We start from the raw sequence: 20,520 nt of genomic DNA on the forward strand, positions 1-20,520 counted from the left end.
TGACGGTCTTGACCTTGCCGGCCACCGGCCGGTGCTGCGGGCCTATGGGGTGCCGACGGCCGCCGGCTGCGAGGCGCGGGCCACGACGAAGAGGAACAGCCCGCAGGCCGCCACGAGCAGCCACCCCGGATGCGTCGCGGCGGCGAGACCGGCGGGGCCTGCGTCCGCGACCAGGCCCCCGGCGACGGCGATGCCGACCGCTGCACCGACCTGGCGCGCGGTGGAGGTGATCGCCCCTGCCACACCGGCCCGTGACGGCGGCAGACCGCTGACCGCGGTATTGGTGAGGGGGGCGTTGGCGAAGCCGAACCCGACGCCGGTCAGCAGGTGGGCAAGGAGGATCAGCGGCACGCTCGTGTCCTGGCCCAGGCCGGCCAGGCACAGACCGCCGGCCGCGGTGAACCCGCCCGCGAGGATCAGCGGACGCCGGGGTCCGAGGCGTCCCACCAGGGTGCCGGACCAGGGCGCGCACAGGGTGGCCCCGAGCGCCATGGGCAGGGTCGCGGCGCCGCTCGCGAGCGGTGTCCAGCCGCGGGTGTGCTGGAGGTAGAGGGTGTTGAGCAGCAGGCTCACGTTCAGCGCGATGAACACCGCCATGGCGCCGAGCACCGCCGCCGCGAATGGAGGCCGGCGGAAGAGACCGAGGTCCATCAGGGGTTCGCTGCGGCGCAGCTCGGCCCGGACGAACCCGGCCGTCGCCGCCGTGATCACAGCGTAGCCGGTGAGGGCCGCGGGCGAGGTCCAGCCGATGCGGGGTCCTTCGATGAGAACGCCGGCGAAGAGGCCGAGGACCACGGTGAGGAGCACCTGGCCGGGCAGGTCGATTCGCCGGGTGCGCTCTGCACGGGACTCCGGTACGAACACGGCGACCAGGACGAGGGCGACGAGGACGACCGGTGCGTTGATCCAGAACACCGCACGCCAGCCGAACGCGGCGATGAGCGCCCCGCCGGTGACCGGGCCCACCGCCATGCTGAGTCCGAAGACCGATGCCCACACGCCGATCGCCCGGGCCCGTTCCCGTGGGTCGGGCATCGCGTTCACCACGATCGCCAGGGCCACGGGGCTCAGCATCGAGGCGCCGGCCCCCTGGACGGCCCGGGCGGCGACGAGCAGGCCGAGCGACGGGGCGAGGGCGCACGCGAGGGAGGCCAGGCCGAAGACGAGCAGTCCGCACTGGAAGATGCGGCGTCGTCCGAAGCGGTCCGCGAGCGCGCCGGAGACGATGAGGAGGCCGGCCAGGACCACGGTGTAGGCATCGACGGCCCATGCCAGACCGCGGGTGCCCACGCCCAGGCCCTGTCCGATCCCGGGCAGGGCCACGTTGACGATGGTGGTGTCCACACCCACCAGGAACATGCTGAGCGCACAGACGGCCAATACCGTCCAGCGTCGGCGCCCGCTCAGCGAGGAGGGTGGAGCGGCCTGGGATGTCGTGGTCACGGGAGGTTCCCCTTCGGTACGGGATCGGCTGCCGCCCAGGCTCGGACCGGGGGAGGGTCCAGGCCCAGGGACTTTGCGAAGACCGCAAAATGTCCGTATGGACGCCGAACTCGCGGAACTCCTCGACAGCATCGGGCCACGGCTGCGCGCCCTGCGGCGCGACCGCGGGCTCACCCTGGAAACCCTCGCGGAGGACACCGGGATCTCCGTGAGCACGCTGTCGCGTCTGGAGTCGGGCCGACGGCGTCCGACGCTCGACCTGCTCATCCCGCTCGCCCGCGCCCACCGCGTCGCGCTGGACCAGCTGGTAGCGGCTCCGGCCACCGGTGATCCGCGGGTCCATCTGAAGCCACGGAGCCGGGAGCGCGGGAGCGTCCTCGTGCCACTGACGCAGTACCCGGGCCGGGTCCAGGTCTTCAAGCAGGTGCTCGGCTACCGCGAACCGAGACTGGTGACCCACTCCGGCTACGAATGGCTCTACGTGCTTGCCGGCGAGCTCCGCCTCATCCTCGGGGAACGCGAGGTCACCCTCCGGCCGGGTGAGGTGGCCGAGTTCGACACCGGCCAACCGCACTGGTTCGGCCCCGTCGGCGCCGAAGCGGTGGAGATCCTGCACCTGTTCGGCCCCCACGGCGATCAGGCCGTCGTCCGCACCGGCCCGACGGCGAACGGCTGAGGGACACCACCCAGCGCCCGGCGGGGACGGGCCGAAGCGGCGCCGGGCGGGAAGCCGGGCGGGCCGGCGGCTCCGAGATCATCGAACGACCCGCCGACGGGGAACGCTTCGGCTCCTTCTGAGGCCCGGCGGGACCGGTACCGAGCCGCCCGTCGGCCTGCCCGGCTTCCCCGGACCCCGCTGACGCCTTGCCCGCCTCCCGATCTCGAGGACCGAGCAAGAGGAGGTTCGGTGGTGACACTGACCGATGCGGCTTCATGTCACCGCAAAGATCCGGATGACCGACCCCGTGATCGACTAATAGAACAGTCGCTGATCAGCACATATGTGTCGACCCATCAGTGACATGCGAAGCCGAGCATCTCGATGACGGCTTCCCCGAATCCACGGCTGCCGGTACCCGTGTTGGAATCCGCCGCCTTCCCCGGCTGTCCACCACCGGCTTCCTCTCCGCCGATCTTGTAATGCGGCGGTAGTGACCAGACAGGGGGACCGGGTCATACCGGGCCCGAGGCCGGGAACCCCGTCGCGGGGCCACGAAAACGGTAACGGGGCGCCTGGCCGGTCCGAGCCCGAGGGTCACGTACTCGGACGCTCCCGCGGTGGCTTGAGCCCGGCGGCCGCAGTCCGGCCGGACCGGTCCCGTGGCCGTGGGCCGAACGGGGAGCGCATCTGCTCGTCGACGTGCGCCGGTCGTCACGCCGCGGGAGCGGCACCCGGTCGCCGTGCAGAAAAGGGCCCCGTGCTGCAGGCGCGGGGCCGACCGCGTGTCACAGGTGGCGGGGCTGCGTCATCCATGCGGAGAACAGCTCGGCCCTGTTGGGGAATTCACCGGGCGTCGCGCCCCTGGGCCTGACGCACCCTTCTTCGAGCACCCAAGCGCCGGACTGCAGGCCGTGAAGATGGCCCTCCAGTACGTCGCGAAGGCTTGCCCCCATGACCACCAGGTCACATTCGGTAACAAAGGTGATCACCTGACCAGGGGATCCCTTGGGCCCCGGGAACAGGTCGACGTACGTGTTGTCACCGTCCCACCACTCGTTTCCCGCGATCGGGATACGCCGGGGATGCCTCACGATCTCGCGCAGGAGTCCATCGCCACTGATCGTATGGTCCTCCTCATCGCTCTCGTCGAACCATTCCTGTTCGTCGCGCCATTCCTCGACGATCGCGTCCAGCGATGCGAGCGGGCTGCACCCGGGCAGCCATTCGAACGGCGTTTCGCAGGAAGCATCCTGGCCGTCGTGGAGGAGGAGGGAGTCGCGCAGGTCACCCGGAAGGTCCACCCCGATGGCCTTTTCCGCCTTCGCGATGCGTTCCCGCGATACGCCGGGCCGGAGGCGAAGCGAGCGGTCGGCGTGCGTCCGCGCCCACGTTTCGAGTCCCTCCCAGAGAATCTTCATGACCGGATCCTCCCAGGGAGCCCTGCGGGGGCAGTGGAGGGCGGCAAGCCACAACAGCAACGCAACGACGGCACCCCCGCTCCCGCACACCGCCACCCCCGGCCCGCATGCAAGGCCTCTGGGGCGTGGACATCCCGGACGACTTCCCCAGATCCGCCGCCACCGGGTGGGGCGGCACCGTCTACAACGCCCAGCGTGAGTTGACGCTGTGCGACGAGGAGCACGACGTGACCGGACTCTTCGCGGGCGGGACCGGGCACATCGAGCGGGTCCGCGGGCCCTGGGAGATCACCGAGCAGGACGATGCGAAGAGCCCCGACTCCGACGGATACGACGTGCCCGGCACGTACTACGTCCAGGCGCAGGTCGCCGAGCCGGACGACGAGGCGAAGGGCATCGTCGTACCGATCTCGCTGACCGGTGTCGTAGCCGGGTGCTCGCCGTGTGGTACCCGCATCACCGGGCAGCTTCGGCACAGCCGGGGGGTGAGGGACGGGAGAGCCACCGCGATCGGTACGGCTCGTGGAAGCTCACCTGGACAGGACGCGGGCCGCGCGCTCGTCAGATGCCCTCCGACACGGGACGATGCGTTTTCAGTGACGCGATCATCCCAGGTCAGAGGGCATCTGTGTGGCCAGGTGAATCATTGTTCACCGCAACGAGACGGTGAAACCGGGATCAGCGGGTTGCTCGGGAGTCCTTGGCCGGCTTCTTTCCGGGCTTGCTGGGCTTGCCCGGCTTCTTTCCGGGCTCCTCGCCGGGTTTTCCAGGCTTGCCGGGCTTGCCGGGCTTGGGCTCTTTGCCGTCTTCGCATCCGCCGTTGTCTGTGCGCTCGTCACACGGCGGGTACAGGGGGATGGTCACCGGGTTGCTGGTGGCGGTCACGGTGGTGTCGTCGGGGGTCGTGCCGGTGGCCTCTGCGACGAAGGTGATCTTCCCGGCCTCGACGTCCGCTGCGGTGGTCGTGTAAGTGGCGGTGCAGGTCACCGACTCACCGGGTTCCAGGGTGGTGTCGGGGCAGGCCACGTCGAGTGAGTCGATGGCCGCGTCGATCGAGTCCAGGGGCTGCCCACCGGTGTTGGTCAACTGGAGGTTGAAGTGCAGGGACTGGCCCGCGCCGGTGAAGGCCGCTTCCTCGACGCTCAGTTGGGCCCTGAGGCCGGCCAGTGGCACCGTGACACCGTTGCTGTCGGCGCTGAGGACGCCGCCGGAGGGCGTCCTGCCGGAGACGGTCGCCTCGTTGACGACCTCACCGCGGGCGACGTCGGCGGCGGTGGTGGTGTAGCTGGCCGTGCACTGCACCGACTCGCCGGGCTCGAGCGTGGTGTCGGGGCAGGTGACCGTCGGCGAACCGGGGCCGTTGTCCTCGACGCTGATGTCCGTGATGGTCTGTGTGCCGCCGTTGGTCACCGTGTAGGTGTAGTCGAGTGTCTGCCCGGCGCCGGTGAACTGGGCCTCGCCGGCCTTGACCACCGTGAGCGCGGCGAGCGGGGTGTTCACCGTGTTGCTGGTCGCGGTCACCGCCGCGCCGCCCTCGGTGGTGGCGCTCACCTGACCCTGGTCGGTGACCGTGCCGGCCTCGACGTCGGCTGCGGTGGTGACGTAGGTGGCCTGGCAGGTGGTGCTCTCTCCGGGCGCCAGCTGGTCGGTGCCGCAGCCCGAGACGTCGACGCCGGGGGTCAGGTCGGTCACGGTCACGTCATTGAGCTGTGCCTGGCCGGTGTTGGTGACGGTGTACGTGTAGTGGATCGTCTCCCCGGGGGCCTGGAAGTCTGCGTCGGTCGCCTTCTTGGTGAGGGACAGCGCTCTGAGCGGGACGACGACCTCGGGGCTGGTGGCGGTCACGGTCCCGCCGTCGGGAAGAGTGGCCGTCACCGTACCGGTGTCGGTGATCCGGCCGGCGGCCACGTCCGCGGCGGTCGCGGTGTAGCTCGCGGTGCACTGCACCGTGGCGCCTGGAGCCAGCGGTCCTGCGGGACACGTGACCGTCGGCGAGCCTGGGCCGTTGTCCGTCACCTGGAGGTTGGTCAGGGGCTCCGTTCCGTTGTTCCGCACGGTGAACGTGTAGTGGAGCGTCTGGCCCTGGACGAACGAGTCCTCCTGAGCCGTCTTGGTGATCGTCGGAGCCGGGTCGGCACCTCCGCACTCGACATGGCCGACGATGACGTCGGCCGCGTCGAACTGGGGCAGCAGCTCCAGATGCACCGCGTTGACCGTGATGACGCCGTTCGCGTCCGTCGTCTGCTCGTTGAGCGTCAGCGTGCCGAGGCCCACCAGGTTCACGACGGTGTTGGGGGCGGCGTTCGCCTGGAGGGCGACCGGCGGCAGGGCGTCGACCGTGGCAGTGCCCGAAGCGATCACGCCCGAGCCCGTCGCACCGCCGGAAGTCGCATTGCAGGTGGAGCGGACACCCGTGAGGCTCAGAGAGCCGATGGGGCCGAGGCCGACGGCGAGCGTCTGCACCGTGGCTGAAGCACTGGACGTACCCGCCGCCGGATCCCCGGCGGTGATCGCGGTCAGGGTCGAGCTGGTGACAAACGGCCCCGCGTTGATGCCGACCTGGGTCGTCGTGCCACCGGGCGGGTAGTCGGAGACCGGTACGGGCGCCACAGCGACGATGGAGCCGATCGCGTCAGCCGACACGACGTAGGCATGCGAGACGGGCGAGGGAAGCGCGGCCTGGGCCGGCGACGCGGAACACAACATGCCGGCAAGAGTGGTGAGCGCGGTGATCGCCAAACCGCGCCTGAGACGTGAGCCCATGTAAGAGGTCCCCTTGTGTTGCACCGTGAGGAAGCCTGCCCGGCAGTCAGCCGTCGGCACGTCGCGATCCGGCGCACACGGCGGTCCGGGAAGGCTGGCCGCGAGAGCGGCTCACACATCATCACGGCCCAATGCATCACGGGGGATCATCTGCTCGGCAGGCTGCGGCGCGTCGTACGAGGAAACACCCCAGTGGCCGAGGCCTGGGTCGTGGAGCGGCGCTTGCCCATCCGCAGTGGTTCCCTCGCTTGACGTATCCGCCGGGAGATACGCGACGACATCCATGCAGCCTTCCTCAGCCTCGCCTGCAGCGTCATCTGCCGGCGACGGTTGACGATGCTCTCCCGCCTTTCGAGCGGCTCAGCCGGTGGCCGTCGGCCGGCCTCCTCGGTGCCCTCCTTCTTGGTGTCGGTGACCTTGGAGGACGTGTCGAGACACACCTCGATCGAGGTGCCGTCCGCCTGCCTGACCTCCACCGCGTACATGCCGGGCTTCTCCGCGTCCTCCTCGGGCTTCACCACCGTGCCCGGATACGCGGCCAGCGCGGCGGCCTCGGCCTTCTGCTTGGTCTCACCGGTCAGCGGCGGCTCCTTCCTGTCGTCGGTGTCACCGCCGGCCTCGCCGGCCGCCTCGGCGCGCCGCCCGCGCTCTGCGCCGACTGCCGGGTGTCGGCGGCACCGGAGCCGCCGGAGCAGGAGCAGGAGCAGGCGGCCAGGGCGAACATCGATGGCTTCTGCTGGTGCTCCGACGGCGTACCGGTCGTCCGGTGTGGTATCCCGGCCGTGCGGCAGAAGCCAGAACACACGGCGTCGGAAGGTGCCGGAGGCTCGGGATGCCTTCGGCGGTTCGGGTTCAGTCCCGACGGGAGTCTCGCAGCCCCACCGGGCGCGGGACGTCTTCTTCTCCGGCTCGGCGGAGGAACTCCGCAACGGGCGAGTGCCGGTGCGGCGGTTGTGGTGGCCGCCGCACACGGTCATCAGGTGCGCCCGGGGCCTTCCGCAGGCACGTAGGAGCGACTGCTGTGATTCTGCATGTGTCCAATTGAAGAAGTTTTCAATTGGTGGTCGTGCTGAGCCCGGGCAGTGGTCATGGCTAGAGCTCCAGTTGGGCTTCGATGCGGCCGAGCTGGTGGCGGGCCATGGCCAGATTGGACTTCGCCTTGTCCAAGACGAGGTAGAGGAACAGTCCGCTGCCGTTGCGCCCAGTGAGCAGCCGGATGAGGTGGTACTGGCTGCCCAGGGTGATCAGTATGTCGACGATCTCGTCCTTGAGGCCGAGGAGTTCCATGGTGCGGGCGTTGGCGCGGATCACGTCGGTGTTGCCTGCTGCGGCCACGGTCAGGTCGAGGTCTTTGCCGCCGCCGATGGTGCCCAGCGCCATGCCGCTGGTGTAGTCGACGAGGGCTGCTCCCAGGCTGCCCTCGATCGCTGTCATGGTCTCCTTGAGGGAGACTTCTATGTTGGCCATACGGTTTCTCACTCCTCGTCACGGCACTTGCATGCGGCAAGTTCTGCTGTTCGGGTGACGGTGAGATTACGCTCTGTGGGCTGGCCGGCATGCCGGAATCCCGGTTCGGGGGAAGGTTCGTGGGGGTCGCGGGTAGAGTACGCCCTCCATGAGCGGCCGGGGTGATGCCTTCCCTGCAGGGGGTGCTGAAGGTGCCGCTTGGTCTGCGGGCCGACGGCTGCCGTGACCGGCGCCCGGGCGTATGCGGGTGCTGTTGACGGAAGGCTGCCCGCCAGAGCAGGGCGGCGGCCCGCGTCACCGGCGGCCGTCCTCGCTCCAGGATCAGCCTGCGAGTCCGGAGAGCCCCCGGCACAAATTGCAGAGATCTGCGATTACGTACGTCCTGAGTCGGCTGTGCCTGCCGGTAGCCGCGGGTACCGCCTTCGGTGTTCCCGGGCCTGGGCGAGCAGAAGGGTGGATGCGTATCCAGGTCCTGACCCCGATGCCCACAGAGCGGAGCGGCCTGCTCGGGGAGCTGCGCAGCAGCGGGGTGCCGGTCTGGTGAGCAGCCTGGTGTGTTCCCTGGCCGGCCGGGTGCGGGCGGCGCGGGCGGATCTGGCGGCGATGGCTGTGAGCCCGGCGGCGTGATGTGCCGGCCGGGCTGACGGTGGCGGTCGTCGCGCTGCCGCTCGCGCTCGGTCAGGGGTCTGGCCTGGTCCTGCGGACAGAATTCCTGGGGAAGGCCCGACCCGGCGGAGTCGGCGCCGGCTCCCACGGGATACGGTTGACCGTTAGTTGCAGAAATCTGCAACTGTGGAGGTCGCACGATCGCGGGAACACAAGGGTCACCGCGACGGCAGAACGTTGGGCGGACGACGAGGTGCCAGGCATACACGCAGGCAGGACGGCCGAGGCCGGCGGGAGCGCCCAGGTGAGCACCCCGCTCTACCAGCTCAAGGCGGAGTTCTTCAAAACTCTCGGTCACCCCGTCCGTATCCGTGTCCTGGAGCTCCTCAGCATCCGGGAGCACGCGGTCGCCGAGTTGCTGCCCGAGGTCGGCGTCGAAGCCGCCGCCCTCTCGCAGCAGCTCGCCATTCTCCGCAGGGCCAGCCTCGTCTTCACCCGCCGCGAGGGTTCCAACGTCTACTACCGGCTCGCCGACGACGAGCTCGTCGGCCTGCTGCGCGTCGCGCGCAGCATCCTCTCCGGTGTCCTTGAGGGCCAGGCCGGACTCCTGGCCGACCTGCGCGCCGCATCCGCCTGACCAGGACCGGGGGTACTCGGGCTCCGGCGGCCGTTTCCCGGGCGCAGGACCCCACCCGGTACCGGAGAGAGACCGTCGGCCCTCTCGCCGGGTCCCGTCACGGCCGGCCGGGGCGTCCGGCCGGGGCGTCCGGCCGGGGAGGCGGTCACTTCTGGGCGTGCTCGCCCAGATAGAACAACAGCCACACGAACCCCGCGAACAGGTGTGTGCCGAAGATGTAGAAGAAGACGCGCAGCGCGATGCCCTTCTCCTTCCACTTCTCGTGATCCGTCCCCGAAGGGTCCTCGTGCTGGTTGCTCTTCATCGACGCTCCTTCCGCGTTCCCGATGTGCTGCTCTCCGGCCGACAGGGGCGGATCCGGACGCTGAAGCCCTTCCGGCCGGTCTCGGCAAGGATGCCGGCGGCCTGATCGGCGATCACCGCCCTGCTCCCTGGTTCCGTCCCGGGACGGGTGATCTCATACTGCCACCGCTCCTCACCGGTCACCGGCTGCCGTCCGGCAGGGCGAACTGCACGACGACGGTCTTGCCCAGCCGACCGGAAGAGGGCTCGACGCGTACGTCGCCGGCAGAGGACTGTGCCAGACCGGCCACCGTCCGCAGACCGTGGCCCGACACCTGGTCCGCCGGCGCCATCGGCCGCGGGTCCCGGTCTGCGGCCGCGGTCACCGGAGTCCGACCGGCCGGGGCAGGGGTGGCCTCGGTGTCCGGGGACTGCCGGGCATGCGGCACGGCGTTGGCGCCCGGCTCGGCGGCCATCAGCGGTGCGGCCCCGCACAGCAAGGAACCGGACTCCGGCCCGGACGGCACCGGCGGCGGCCGCTCTGCATGCTCCCTGGCCACCCGCACCGCCCCCGGCGCCGGCGTCGGCGGAACCGTCCGCGCAGCGCGGCACTCCGACGGCACCTGCCGGGCCACGGCCCGGCTGTGACGGAGCCGGCGGCTCATCGGCTCCCCCGCCCGCAGGGCGCACTTGCCCCGGTCACCACGGATCCGCCCCGCCGTCGGAGTCCACCCCGTGCTCGCGGACCATCCGCAGCGCGTCATCCAGCTCCTCGGTGGCCTCGGCCTCCTCAACGGCATCCCCGGCCTGCTGCGCAGCCGCCAGCCGGGACCGCGCCATACGAACACGCTCCCGCGCCGCCTCGGCGAAACCGGCCACCGCAACCCCCATCCATCCACTTCTTCAACACCTACTGAATTGCAGAACTCTGCAAGTCTACGGGGTCGGGTCCCGTGGTGGGCCTCCCCGCCCGGCCGAGGAGCAGTCCGCCGCTGAAGATCGAAGCTGCGGGGCCGCGCTGCCGATGACGCCTGGGAGTACGGCGGACGGGACGGCACCGGACTGGCTGGGCGACCTGCTACGGCACCAGTCATGCCGCAGATGCCGAGCGTCGGACCGTTTCCTCAGCCGTCAGCCGCACCGCGGCTGCACCTGCCGGCGCCCAGCGGGCCCTACCCCGTCGGTGCCAAGGCCCCCCACCCCGTCGACCCCTCTCGCAACGACCCGGGAGCCGCGGATCGGCGTACGCGAGCGTTCCTGGCCTGCGGCAAGGAGGTGGAGGAGGCCGCCGGGTCCCCGGCGTTCGGCATCGGCCGGTTCCCGGCCGGCCGCCCGATGGACGGGGGCAGAAGACCGGTGCTGCGTTCCGGCGCTCGGGTATCCGCGTCCTGCCGACGGTCGAAGGTCGCCTCCCCCGCTCCTCCTGCCGGCCCGGGTGGCAGCGCTTGGTCTTCCGTCTCGGGCGGCTCGCGGCAGCCGGACAGGGCGCCTGTCCGACCGGCCGGCACCCGGATCCGCCGTGACGCGGCCCTCCCCATCCTGGAGACCGGCGGCATCGGCGCAGCCCCCGCCGTCGGCGGCATCGCCCTGGAGAACGTCTCCTTCACCTGGCGCCGAGCCGGCCGGGCACCCGCGTCATCGTCAGGAAACGGCGGGCCGCCCACGATGCTGCGCCGGTCCGGCCCCGGGGGGCGAGATCCCGGCCCACTGGGCATCAGTCAGCGACACGCCCAGACTCGCGATCGGATGTTCTGAAAGCCCCCTGGGCCCGACGGCGTTCCCACGCGCGGGTGAACAGGGCCGGCAGTGGGCCGGAGGGCACCGCCGCCAGGTGGGACGTCGACCGGTGCCCGGCCGCCAGCGGAAGCAGCGAGAGCTTCGGCGCCTCGACGGGCAGGCGCGGCGGTTTGCGCTCCTGCCAGGCGCCCGGCGCGAAGAGGGAACGGCCCGACCGGGGCCGGGTCGCGCGTACCACCAGCCCCGATGCGCCCAGTTCGGCCACGGCTGCTTGGAAACGGGCCGGCTTCCAGCCCGTCCACACCCTGACGTTGCGGTCCGTCGGATCCGGCAGGGCGAGCAGCATCAGGAAGAGCGCGGCGGCGTCCTCGCCCAGCCCCTGGGTACTGGCGCATTCTTCGACCAGATGCGGCACCGAGCGTGCGGGGTGCTGCTCCCAGCCGGCTTCCCGCGCCGCGTCGTCGGCCAGATGTTCCCCGAGCGCGGCGAAGTCGTCGCTCAGCAGCAGCCGCAGATCGGCCACTCCGGGCAACCCCCAGGGGCCGGGCAGCCACTGGGAGGGCAGGGCGGAGTCGAGGTAGGCGTCCAGGGAGTCGAGCAGCGGATCGTCGGCGCCCTTGAGCAGGGCGGGATCGACCCGCAGGTGACGGACGTCGTGCGACGCGTCGTCCGTCTCCGTGACCGCCGGGTGTGCGGTCAGGGCGCCGGTCGGCGGGGGCGCGCCCATGAGGTAGTTGCTCTGCAGCGAGAACAGTGTGAGGGGCCCGGGTCCTGCGGCCAGCTCTTCGCGCAGCCGGGATATCGCCGCGCCGATCGCCGGGCGCAAGGGATCGCCCGCCGGGGTGCGGTGGGCGAGCCAGGCGGCGATCCTCGGCAGCGCCAGCAGGTGCGGCTCGCCTGCCGGGCCCTGCGGGAGGGAGGCGAGGCAGTCCGCTCCGGCGGCGACGCGGCCGGCGAGCGCGTGCAGTCGCAGGGCCGGCCACCAGGACGTGCCCTTCCCGTGTGGCCCGCGTGGCAGCGCGGCCTCGCCCGTCGGCGGTGCGGTCTCCTTGGTGAGGAGTGGCAGGAGCGCGGTGGGCGTGGGGAGCGGGTCGCCGAGTTCGGCCCGCCACCACGCGGCGGCCCGCTCCACGTCGGGTCCCGTGGTCCACAGCCGCTCGGGGTCGTCGGGCAGCAGCTTGTCGTAGAGCGTCCTGAGGCGTTCGGGTCCCAGTGCCGAGGCCATCGCGGCCGCGGCGCGGTCGGCGTCCTTCGCCCGGATGTTCCACGGCACGATGTCGAAGGACCGGCCGTCCGGACGGTGGGCCTTCGCCCGCGTCACCTGGTGGGGCGCGGCGGGAACGTAGGCCATGAGCAGGACGGTCGCCTCCGCGGCCGAGAGGCCGAGCTGCTCGGCGAACGCGCCGGCGAGCTCGGGGCGGGCCGGTGGGAAGCCGTGGGTGCCGTACAGCTCGGCGAACCGGGCGAACCAGCCTGCGGGCCGCACCGGCTCCAGCACATAGGCGCCGGTGAGTCCCGCTCCCGCGGCGGCCAGCGGACCTTCGTCGGGGAAGACGCCGTCGGGGGCGTATTCCAGGAGCGTCCGATGGGGCGGAGCCCCTGCGTCGTCCATTACGTAGGCGGCCGACGTGGCCGTTCTGAAAGCCTGTCCGGCGGCGGGGAGGCGGGCGTCGGCCCGGTCCTCGGGCAGGTCGCAGTGGACCACTCGCCAGCGGCCGGGTTCTCCGGCGACGAACGGATACGCCGCGTAGTCCGTCAGCGATTCGGCTGCCCGGCGTCCCACCAGCGAGCCGTTCCTGGACGATGCGACCGCCAGGGCGAGAGGGGCGGCGTCGGCGTGCGTGCGGCGGAACCGGTGGGAGCCGAGGCGAGGCCCGAACTCAGCGCTCGGACACGCCAGGTCGCCGTCCCAGACGGGGGTGCCGGACTCGGCGAGTTCCTTGAGCAGGCGGCCGGCCCGCACCTCGGCGTCCTCCTGCGGGGCCTCGGGCACCGGCTGCGTCTCAGTCTCGTCCGGGGTGAAGCGCCGGACCAGCCGCTCCAGGCCCGCCCGGCAGTTGACCGCCATGACCAGGGCGTAGAAGACCCGGTCCAGTTCCGGCCCGGCAAGCTCGGGCAGTGCCTCGGTGATCGGCCCGCGATTGGGCCCGGCCACGCGGTCCCTTTCGGTGACGTAGTCGGGCTGCAGCCGGGGCAGCAGTTCCTCGACCCGCGCGCGTGTGATGCTCTCGGGCATCTCGGCCATCAGCAGCGGCAGGACGTCCACTGCGGCGAACTCCGCCGCCGTGTCCGCGTCCTTGAGCAGCTGGTCCACCGCCCCGCCCACATGTACGAAGCGGCCGAGCAGCAGGACCAGCTCCTGCAGGTCCACTCCCGTGCGGAGCCGGGCACGTTCGCGGTCGCACCAGGCGCGCAGCTCCTCGTGCCCTGCGGGGTTGTCGAACAGCGGGGGCACCTGCTCCCAGCCTTTGGTCTGGTGCGGCTGGTACCAGCTGTTGGACGTGCCGTCCTCGACGGTCATCTCCAGGTCGGCGCGGATCCGGGCGCGCAGCTCGCGCGCGAAGCGCTCGTCGGCCAGCAGGTGCTTCAGTTCCGGCCGACGCGCGGCGTGGAGGGCGTACAGACGGCAGGGCCCGAGGTGTTCCGGCGGGTCGGCGACCGGGGCGCCGTGCTCCAGGAGGACGTCGATCAGGTCCAGCGGTGTCGTCCCGTCGGCCCGCTCGCGTACGGTCCAGTAGCGGAGTTTCACGGGGACTGCGTCGGCGGCGAGTCGGGGCGCCAGTTTCTCGGCCAGCTCGTACAGAACGGGCCAGGGGCCCCGCCGGTCGCTGCACGTCAGCACGGAGCCGGCCAGCCACGCCGCGGCCTCTCCGGCGGCCGCCCCCGGCGTCTGGCCGGTGAGCCGGGCCAGCGCACCGGTGCGCTCCAGCAGCTGCGGCCACACCTCCCGGCCCTCGCCGAACCGGCCCGGACGCAGTTTCAGCACTTGCCGGACCGCCTGCGGTCCCTGGTCTCCCAGCAGTTCCAGGGCCCGGCCCTTGAGGCAGTCCGCCCAGAACTTCTCGTCCGACAGGGATACCACACCGGCCTCGAAGACTCCGGCCAGCAGGGCGGCCAGTTCCTGCTCCGGGTCCAGGCCGGCGGCTCTGGCGATCCTGCGGACGTCGGACGCCAGCTGCGGATACACCTCCCGGGAGGCTTCCGCGCGGCGGAGCGCCACGGCGCGGAAGCCGGACAGGTCCGTCGCGGTCGCCGTCCCCGCACCGGTCAGCTCGCGTGCCCAGGCCCGCAGGACCGTGGCCGACAGCGCGTCCTGCCCGGCGTAGTGCAGATAGCGCCCCCGCAGCCACTCCGGGTCGACCTTGCGGGCCTGCAGCCGCTCGGCCGTGCGGGCGCGCCCGAACCAGGCGGCGGCTACGGCCCGTTCGTCCTGCCTCAGCGCGAAGTCGGCCATCTCGTCGAGGAAGGTGACGAGGAGGGCGGGGGCGGTCGCCTCCAGCTCCTTGAGGACGCCGTCGACGTCCTTCTTGTAGACGTAGGCCCAGTCGGAGGTCTCCTTGGCCAGCGTCCGGATCGTGGAGACCGTCGTCTCCTCCCGGCCCGGGTGCGCGGCGACGATCCGCTCGGGGAAAGGCAGTACGCCCCCGGAATGGTCGGGTATGCCGGTGGAGAACAGACCCTCCGGTTCCAGTCCCTCCGCACGCATCAGCGGATCCCGGTACGGGATGACGTGTTCGGGCATCGTCTGCGCCAGGGTGTGTCCGTCCCACCCGCTGTAGACGCGGACGAACAGTCCGCCGTCACCGAGCTCTTCGGTGAGCCGGACGCCCTCGGTCTCCAGGGCTTCCCGCCACCACGGGTCGGTGTCCGCGAGCGCGCGCGGCACGGCCGTCCCCGCCGCGGCCCACTCCTGTGCCCGGAGGCGGCAGGCCTCGCGGTGCTTGCGCAGCTCCCGGCGCGCCACGAGCAGTGTGTCCAGGCCGGGGGCTCCGGTGATCCGGTCCGGGAACGTCTTGAGCCGCTGTCCCCGCGGATTGCGGTAGACGATGTCCAGATCGTCTGTCAGTTCCGCGGTGTAGCCGTCCTTCTCGGCACGCCGGCCCATGTCGTTCTCCCGTCGTGGTGATCGTCGGGTCAAACCCTAGATCGCGGTACTGACATCGGGGCCGCGGGCGAAGGGTGAGGTCACGAGGGCGACGCGGCTTGGCCGGGCCCGGCCGGCGACACGCGGCGCCCGGTGTCTTGCGGGCCGGCGGGAACGGCCTGACTGCCGGGAGGCGTCGGGCCGGACCTGGCCGCTGCCGCGCCCCCCTTTTCGCTGCGGCCTCCGCCTCAGGAAAGGGGAGGCAGAGCGCCTCTGGGTGAGCGGGAGAGCGTCGCGGGGGGCGTTCCGCGGAGGGGTGGGAACCGATCAGCGGGGTGAAGGACCCGCCCGCCTGGCTGCACCGTGTCCTCGGGCGGCCGGGCCGGGCGTGCGGGGGCCGGGCGTGGGGGGCGGCCTTGGCGGTGTGCCGGTGCCGTCCGAGAACCGCGGGAACAGGCCGGGGGTCTCCGGAGCGGCAGCATTGCCGGACCGGAGGGCCGGCGCCTCCCGCTCCAGGGGCGAGGCGGTCGGCTTCTTGGCCGGCCTCTGCCCGTACCGCGGCGGGGGAAGCGGGAGACGGTCCGGGGGCTGTGTCCCAGCGGCGTCCCAGCCGCGTCTCTCCTGGGTGCGATCGTCTCGTACGAATCGTTCGGATCCGGGACGAAGACCTTCGGCTCTGTCGGTGTGCGCGCCGGACCGCCGGGACAGCAAGCTTCTCCTGTGTGGGCCGGTTCTCCTTGGCGGTGTGCCCGCATGCGGGGCACCGCCGGGAGGTGTTGCGGGGGTCCACGGCCATCACTTCCCGTCCTGCGCATGCTGCCTTGGCGGTGAGTATCTGGAGGAACACCCCCCATCCGGCATCAGCGATCGAACGGTTCAGCCCGGCCTTCGCGCCGGCCGGGGTCGGGCCTGGGAGCCGGTGCCTTGCTCATGCTGCGGATCCTGAGGTCTTCGTGCGCGATGAGTGACCTGTCGGTCGTGGTCGTAGAACGCGACCGGGACGGTGACGGCGCCGGTCGCGTCGGGGATGCGGGCCCACCGCAGCGCCCATTGCCGCGTGTCCGGGCCCGACGGCTTCTCAGTGTTGTGCGGTAGCGGGCCGCCGGGAGGTGTCAGAGGGAACGCCTCGCGCTGTCGTGTGGCAGTCAACGGATCTCTTTCATCGGGTCTTTCGGTGAACCCCGAGGCAGCAAGGGGCTTGTGGGGCCGTCCGCCCCCTGCCGGGCGGCGGACGGTACAGGCGTGACGACCGATCACGGTCTGATCACCTGGATGTTGGCCGGCCGCGCCCTTTTCCGGGGGCGCCCAGGGCATGTCGTCACCGACGACATGCCGTTCTTTGTCGGCTCCGTCACCGGCAGCCCGGTGCCGTTTCCCCAGGCGGCCGGGCCGATGGGCGGCCGATGCGTTCCTGGGCGGGCCGGCCATACGGGCGGGCTCCCCCGGGCCGGCGGTCGGTCCCGGGCTGATGCCGGTCGCCTGGCACTGGCGGTGCCAGGCGGCCGGTGGCCGGGGAGGCCTCAGAGGGCCGAGCAGCCGGAGGCGGGAGTGGCCGTGCTCATCGGGCTGTAGAACACGGTGTCACTGGAGCCGTCCTTGAGGGGGACGGTGATCGTGTCGTGGGCTTCCCAGGGGAACCCGTCGGCGTCGAAGGTGAACGTGCCGGTCACCGTCTTCGCCTGGACGGCCCGGGCCACCCAGTTGTACTTGTGGGGCTGGGCCGGCAGGGTGACGCTGTTGGTGGTGGTCGTGGAGCTGGTCCACGTGAATTCGTTCGAGACGCTCAGTGAAGACGTCACCTTTGCGACGAGGGAGGAGAGCGCGCCGGTCTCGAATCCGGCCGTGACGGTGACGCCGAGGGTGGAATTGAACCCCTTCGCCGTCGACACCGTGAAGGTGTAGTTGTAGGGGCTGTCGTAGGGGTTGTGCCACTGCGACGAGATGCACTTGGTGGGCAGCGGGGCCGCCTCCGACTCGCTCTCCTCCGTCCAGTAGCACGACCATGTCTGGGTCTGGCACCTGTTCGCTGCGTACTTCACGGCCACGGCCTTGGCCTGGTCGGCCGGGTTGCTGCCGGTGAAGAAGAACATCTGGTTGTCGCCGCTGTGGCAGTTGTAGAGGCCGACCCAGGCGTTGTCGTAGTCGCTGCGGTTGAGCAGGTCCATGCATTTGCCGGAGTTGATGTGGCGCAGTCTCCACCCGATGGAGGAGGGCTGGACCGTCCATTTCTGGGTGGCCTGCCCCTGGCAGGTCCACTGGCGCAGGCCGTCGTCCCGCCACCCCACGTCGATGCACTTGCCCGTCCCCACGTTCACGATCTGGAACGTGTGGTCCTGGTTGACGTTGAAGCGCCACTTCGCCGTGCTTCTCGTGGGCGGGCGTCCTGAGTCGATCGTGACGATGCGGGCCCCGTCGCTGGTGGAGGCGCCCTCCACGTCGACGTTCCTGCCGTTGATGGCGACGAAGCTCAGACAGTCCAGGCTCGAGGAGGCGAGCGTACAGGTCGCGGCATGAGCCTGGCCCACGGCCGGCGGCGACACGGAGATTCCCAGGGCCAGGAAAGCGACGGCCAGCATGGCGATCAGGCGAGACGCGGGCGCGGACGGCGCGCTCCGGCTCGCGGTCATGGTCGGTGCCACGAGGGCTTCCCCCTTTCTTCTCGGGCTCCCTCCCGGCCGGCCACGTGCCGGCCGTGGAAGGGGGCGGAAGAAGCATCGGTGTTCGTGCGGGGCGGGCGACTGCGCACAATTGCCCGTTGCGTTGCCTGTTTTCGCCTCGCGAGTCCGCTACTGGCTGTGGCTCAGCCGGGCGAAGGCCTCTTGGGCTCCCTGTGTTGCCGGGCGGGGAACGGCTGCTTCGCCGTGGGCGGGTCCTGACCGCCGTGGCGCTGCTGCCCCTGGGTGCTGCACTGCTGGTTCTGCGTCAGGGCGAGGCTGCGGGCCGGCTGCCGGCCCATGTCGCTATCTGTGTGCGGGATGTGAACCCGAGCTTGACGAGGATCCGCTGGACGTGACCGTGAACCGTGCGGGGCGACAGGACCAGGAGGGCGGCGATCTGCTTGTCGGCCAGTCCCTGGGAGACCAGCTCGGCAACCTGCCGCTCGCGGGCCGTCAGCGAGGCCACCGGCTCCTGCCCTTGCTTTCCGGGGCTCTTGGGAGCGCCGAGGGCGCGCTCCACGGCCTGATGGATCGTCAATGCCTCGCCGGCCTGCATCCCGGACAGGAAGCGGTCCTCCCCCAGTTCCCGGCGCAGCCGCGCCTCGCATTCGGTGCGGTGGTGGAGCAGGCATCCCACGCCCGGCAGTGTGCTGCCGATCTGCCGCCACAACCGCTGGGCCGAGCCCAGGAGTTCAGCCGCTTCCGGGCCTCGGCCCTGCTGTGTCCTGGTCCATGCGAGGACCTCCAGGCACTGGGCGACACCGAGGCGGTTGTGGTCGGGCCGGCCAAGGCGCAGGCTCTCCTGGAGCAGATCGGCGGCCGGTTTGTACTCGGCGTGCAGCAGGTGCAGCAGGCCGCTGAGCCACAGCGACCAGGAGCGGGACCAGCGGGCGTCGTGTCTCTCGCACAGCTCGAGGCCTTCACGGCTGAGGTCGGCGGCACGTGGGTCGCCGGCCAGGCAGCAGGCGAGTCCCAGGAGGAAGAGCGTGGACCAGGTCTCACCGAGCGCGCCGTGCGCCCGGTAGCGGGAGAGGGTGTCCTCGAGCAGCGGGATGGCGGCGGTGAAGTCGTCCTGGAAGAGGGCGGCCAGGGCGGCGAGCTGCTGTGCGTCCGTGCTGCCGCGTTCATCGCCCAGGGTCTGTGTGAGGGTGCGGCACTGGGTCACTCGTGAGGCGGCGGCAGCGTGGTCTCCGCGCAGGAGGGCGAGCCAGCCGTCGGACCACAGCGCGGATGCCTTGGCCCTGCTGGGTTCGGGAGAGGCGGCGAGGGTCTGCGCGAGCCAGTGGCGTTCCTCTTCCAGGCCGCCGGCGCCGAGCCGGTGACACCACAGGGCGGCGGCCATGTCCAGGCCCGGCTCGCTTTCACCCGGCTCTTCGAGGCAGAAGGACAGGGCGGCGCGCAGATTGGACCGTTCCTCGTGCAGGCGTGCCATCCACGAGGTCTGCCGGTGGGTGAACCACTCCTCGTCGGCGCGCAGGACGACGCGCTGGTAGTAGTCGCGGTGGCGGCGACGCCAGGCAGCGAGCCCGTCTTGTGTCTCCAGTTGCCGGCGGCCGTAGGCGCGGACGGTCTCCAGCATGCGGTAGCGCGCACCGGCGTCACCGTGCTCGCGGATGAGGACCGACTTGTCGACGAGGCCGGCCACCAGGTCGAGGAGATCCGCAGCGCACACCAGGCTGTCGGTGCACACTGCTTCGGCGGCCTCGCGATCGGCGCTGCCGGCGAATACGGACATGCGTACCCACAGGAGTTGTTCCTCCGGGGTGCAGTGGTCGAAGCTCCAGTCCAGTGCGGCGAGCAGCGTCTGGTGGCGGGGCAGGGCGGTCCGGGTGCCTCGGGAGAGCAGGCGGAAGCGGTCGTCCAGGTGCTGCAGGATCTCCTGGCAGGTCATCGTCCGAAGGCGGGCGGCGGCGAGTTCGACGGCCAGGGGGATGCCGTCGAGGCGGTGGCAGATGAGCGCGGCGGCGCGGGCGTCCGGCTCGGTGGGCGCGAACTCGCCGATCGCGGCGGCGCCGCGCTGGGTGAACAGCTCGAGCGCCTCGTTGAGCACGGTCGCATCGGCTGGTACGAGGGCGTCGGGGTGGGGTGCCCGAAGCGGCGGCACGGTCAGCAGGTGCTCTCCCTCGACGGCGAGGGCCTGCCGGCTGGTGGCGATCACCTGCAGGTCGGGCAGCGCCGCCAGCAATGTGCCGATTGCCGTGGCGGAAGGCTCCAGCAGGTGCTCGCAGTTGTCGACGACCAGTAGCATCCGCCGGCCCTGCAGGTGACAGGCCAGAGCGTCCAGCGGCGGCCGTCCCGCCTCGTGGTCGAGGCCGAGGCTCTCCAGCACGGCGGGTCCGACGAGGTCGGGCCGTTCCACAGCTGCGAGGTCGACCCTCCACACTCCGAAGGGATACGCACGGGCAACCTGGGCGGCGAGCCGCAGAGCCAGGCGTGTCTTTCCGATGCCCCCGGCACCGGTCAGGGTGAGCAGCCTGGTGCGCGACAGCACGGCACGCCCGGTGGCGAGTTCTTCGCGACGGCCCACGAAGCTTGTCATATCGGCGGGGAGGTTGCCCTGGCATCGCCGGCTGGTCCGCATCAGCAATTGCTCCTTGCTGCCGTTGCCGAGACTGTCACCCCCTGCCGCCTCAAGAAGCGGACGGTGCAGCTGCCGGGCGTGGCGGACGAGACGCTGTTGCCCCCGCAAGGTGGCCTTTTCGGTATGAGGAGGGCTCGTTGTGAGGTCTTCACCTGGTGGGTGAGGGTAGGAGAGACGGCTCGGC

General features: G+C 71.3%; 12 protein-coding genes and 2 pseudogenes. 2 read left to right on the forward strand and 12 right to left on the reverse strand.

The annotated features are described in order from the left end of the window. Positions 1 to 42: 42 nt before the first annotated feature. Positions 43 to 1,443, reverse strand: coding sequence for an MFS transporter (locus tag ACZ4Z5_RS17760; protein WP_468263413.1), 1,401 nt, complete (start codon positions 1,441 to 1,443; stop codon positions 43 to 45). Positions 1,444 to 1,540: 97 nt separating this feature from the next. Here ACZ4Z5_RS17760 and ACZ4Z5_RS17765 point away from each other — a divergent pair, with 97 nt between their 5' ends. Beyond that, on the forward strand, positions 1,541 to 2,119 hold the full coding sequence (locus ACZ4Z5_RS17765; RefSeq protein WP_468263416.1) for a helix-turn-helix domain-containing protein: 579 nt from the start codon (positions 1,541 to 1,543) through the stop codon (positions 2,117 to 2,119). Positions 2,120 to 2,889: 770 nt separating this feature from the next. On the opposite strand, the gene ACZ4Z5_RS17770 is transcribed toward ACZ4Z5_RS17765, so the two are convergent. The 4 genes and pseudogenes from ACZ4Z5_RS17770 to ACZ4Z5_RS17785 all read right to left on the reverse strand — a co-directional run bounded on the left by ACZ4Z5_RS17770 (position 2,890) and on the right by ACZ4Z5_RS17785 (position 7,752). Further along, entirely contained in the window at positions 2,890 to 3,522 is a 633-nt protein-coding gene (locus ACZ4Z5_RS17770; RefSeq protein WP_468263419.1) for an SMI1/KNR4 family protein, read from the reverse strand. Between the two features lie 678 nt (positions 3,523 to 4,200). Beyond that, positions 4,201 to 6,285: a choice-of-anchor P family protein gene (locus tag ACZ4Z5_RS17775; RefSeq protein WP_468263422.1), complete on the reverse strand. Its 2,085-nt coding sequence runs from the start codon at positions 6,283 to 6,285 to the stop codon at positions 4,201 to 4,203. Positions 6,286 to 7,001: 716 nt separating this feature from the next. Beyond that, positions 7,002 to 7,124: pseudogene (locus tag ACZ4Z5_RS17780) on the reverse strand (DUF6009 family protein); the annotation flags it as partial. A 253-nt stretch (positions 7,125 to 7,377) separates the two neighbouring features. After that, a complete protein-coding gene (locus tag ACZ4Z5_RS17785) occupies positions 7,378 to 7,752 on the reverse strand; it encodes a hypothetical protein (protein WP_468263425.1) in 375 nt (124 codons plus the stop codon). Between the two features lie 910 nt (positions 7,753 to 8,662). On the opposite strand from ACZ4Z5_RS17785, the gene ACZ4Z5_RS17790 reads away from it, so the two are divergent. Continuing rightward, positions 8,663 to 8,995 (forward strand): ArsR/SmtB family transcription factor, encoded by a 333-nt coding sequence (locus tag ACZ4Z5_RS17790; protein WP_468263428.1) that lies wholly within the window; start codon positions 8,663 to 8,665, stop codon positions 8,993 to 8,995. Between the two features lie 145 nt (positions 8,996 to 9,140). On the opposite strand, the gene ACZ4Z5_RS17795 is transcribed toward ACZ4Z5_RS17790, so the two are convergent. The 7 genes and pseudogenes from ACZ4Z5_RS17795 to ACZ4Z5_RS17825 form a co-directional block, all read right to left on the reverse strand. After that, complete coding sequence (locus tag ACZ4Z5_RS17795) at positions 9,141 to 9,299, reverse strand: DUF6126 family protein (RefSeq protein ID WP_468263431.1); 159 nt, start codon at positions 9,297 to 9,299, stop codon at positions 9,141 to 9,143. Positions 9,300 to 9,477: 178 nt separating this feature from the next. Then, the gene (locus ACZ4Z5_RS17800; RefSeq protein ID WP_468263435.1) at positions 9,478 to 9,837 is read right to left on the reverse strand and encodes a hypothetical protein; all 360 of its coding nucleotides are present in this window, start codon (positions 9,835 to 9,837) and stop codon (positions 9,478 to 9,480) included. A 139-nt stretch (positions 9,838 to 9,976) separates the two neighbouring features. Further along, positions 9,977 to 10,168, reverse strand: coding sequence for a hypothetical protein (locus tag ACZ4Z5_RS17805; protein ID WP_468263437.1), 192 nt, complete (start codon positions 10,166 to 10,168; stop codon positions 9,977 to 9,979). Positions 10,169 to 10,991: 823 nt separating this feature from the next. Beyond that, complete coding sequence (locus tag ACZ4Z5_RS17810) at positions 10,992 to 15,119, reverse strand: hypothetical protein (RefSeq protein WP_468263439.1); 4,128 nt, start codon at positions 15,117 to 15,119, stop codon at positions 10,992 to 10,994. 691 nt (positions 15,120 to 15,810) lie between these two features. Next, a pseudogene (locus ACZ4Z5_RS17815) lies at positions 15,811 to 16,063 on the reverse strand (zinc ribbon domain-containing protein); the annotation flags it as partial. Between the two features lie 555 nt (positions 16,064 to 16,618). After that, positions 16,619 to 17,674: an RICIN domain-containing protein gene (locus ACZ4Z5_RS17820; RefSeq protein WP_468263441.1), complete on the reverse strand. Its 1,056-nt coding sequence runs from the start codon at positions 17,672 to 17,674 to the stop codon at positions 16,619 to 16,621. 346 nt (positions 17,675 to 18,020) lie between these two features. Beyond that, entirely contained in the window at positions 18,021 to 20,294 is a 2,274-nt protein-coding gene (locus tag ACZ4Z5_RS17825) for an ATP-binding protein (RefSeq protein WP_468263444.1), read from the reverse strand. Positions 20,295 to 20,520: the final 226 nt, after the last annotated feature.

The sequence above is a fragment of the Streptomyces sp. NPDC030222 genome, from assembly GCF_055573115.1.

Excerpts from the sequence above, each read along its gene's own strand:
- ACZ4Z5_RS17765 (WP_468263416.1), top strand. The coding sequence starts at position 1,541 with ATGGACGCCGAACTCGCGGAACTCCTCGACAGCATCGGGCCACGGCTG.
- ACZ4Z5_RS17770 (WP_468263419.1), bottom strand. The coding sequence starts at position 3,522 with ATGAAGATTCTCTGGGAGGGACTCGAAACGTGGGCGCGGACGCACGCC.
- ACZ4Z5_RS17775 (WP_468263422.1), bottom strand. The coding sequence starts at position 6,285 with ATGGGCTCACGTCTCAGGCGCGGTTTGGCGATCACCGCGCTCACCACT.
- ACZ4Z5_RS17785 (WP_468263425.1), bottom strand. The coding sequence starts at position 7,752 with ATGGCCAACATAGAAGTCTCCCTCAAGGAGACCATGACAGCGATCGAG.
- ACZ4Z5_RS17795 (WP_468263431.1), bottom strand. The coding sequence starts at position 9,299 with ATGAAGAGCAACCAGCACGAGGACCCTTCGGGGACGGATCACGAGAAG.
- ACZ4Z5_RS17805 (WP_468263437.1), bottom strand. The coding sequence starts at position 10,168 with ATGGGGGTTGCGGTGGCCGGTTTCGCCGAGGCGGCGCGGGAGCGTGTT.
- ACZ4Z5_RS17810 (WP_468263439.1), bottom strand. The coding sequence starts at position 15,119 with ATGGGCCGGCGTGCCGAGAAGGACGGCTACACCGCGGAACTGACAGAC.
- ACZ4Z5_RS17820 (WP_468263441.1), bottom strand. The coding sequence starts at position 17,674 with ATGCTGGCCGTCGCTTTCCTGGCCCTGGGAATCTCCGTGTCGCCGCCG.
- ACZ4Z5_RS17825 (WP_468263444.1), bottom strand. The coding sequence starts at position 20,294 with ATGACAAGCTTCGTGGGCCGTCGCGAAGAACTCGCCACCGGGCGTGCC.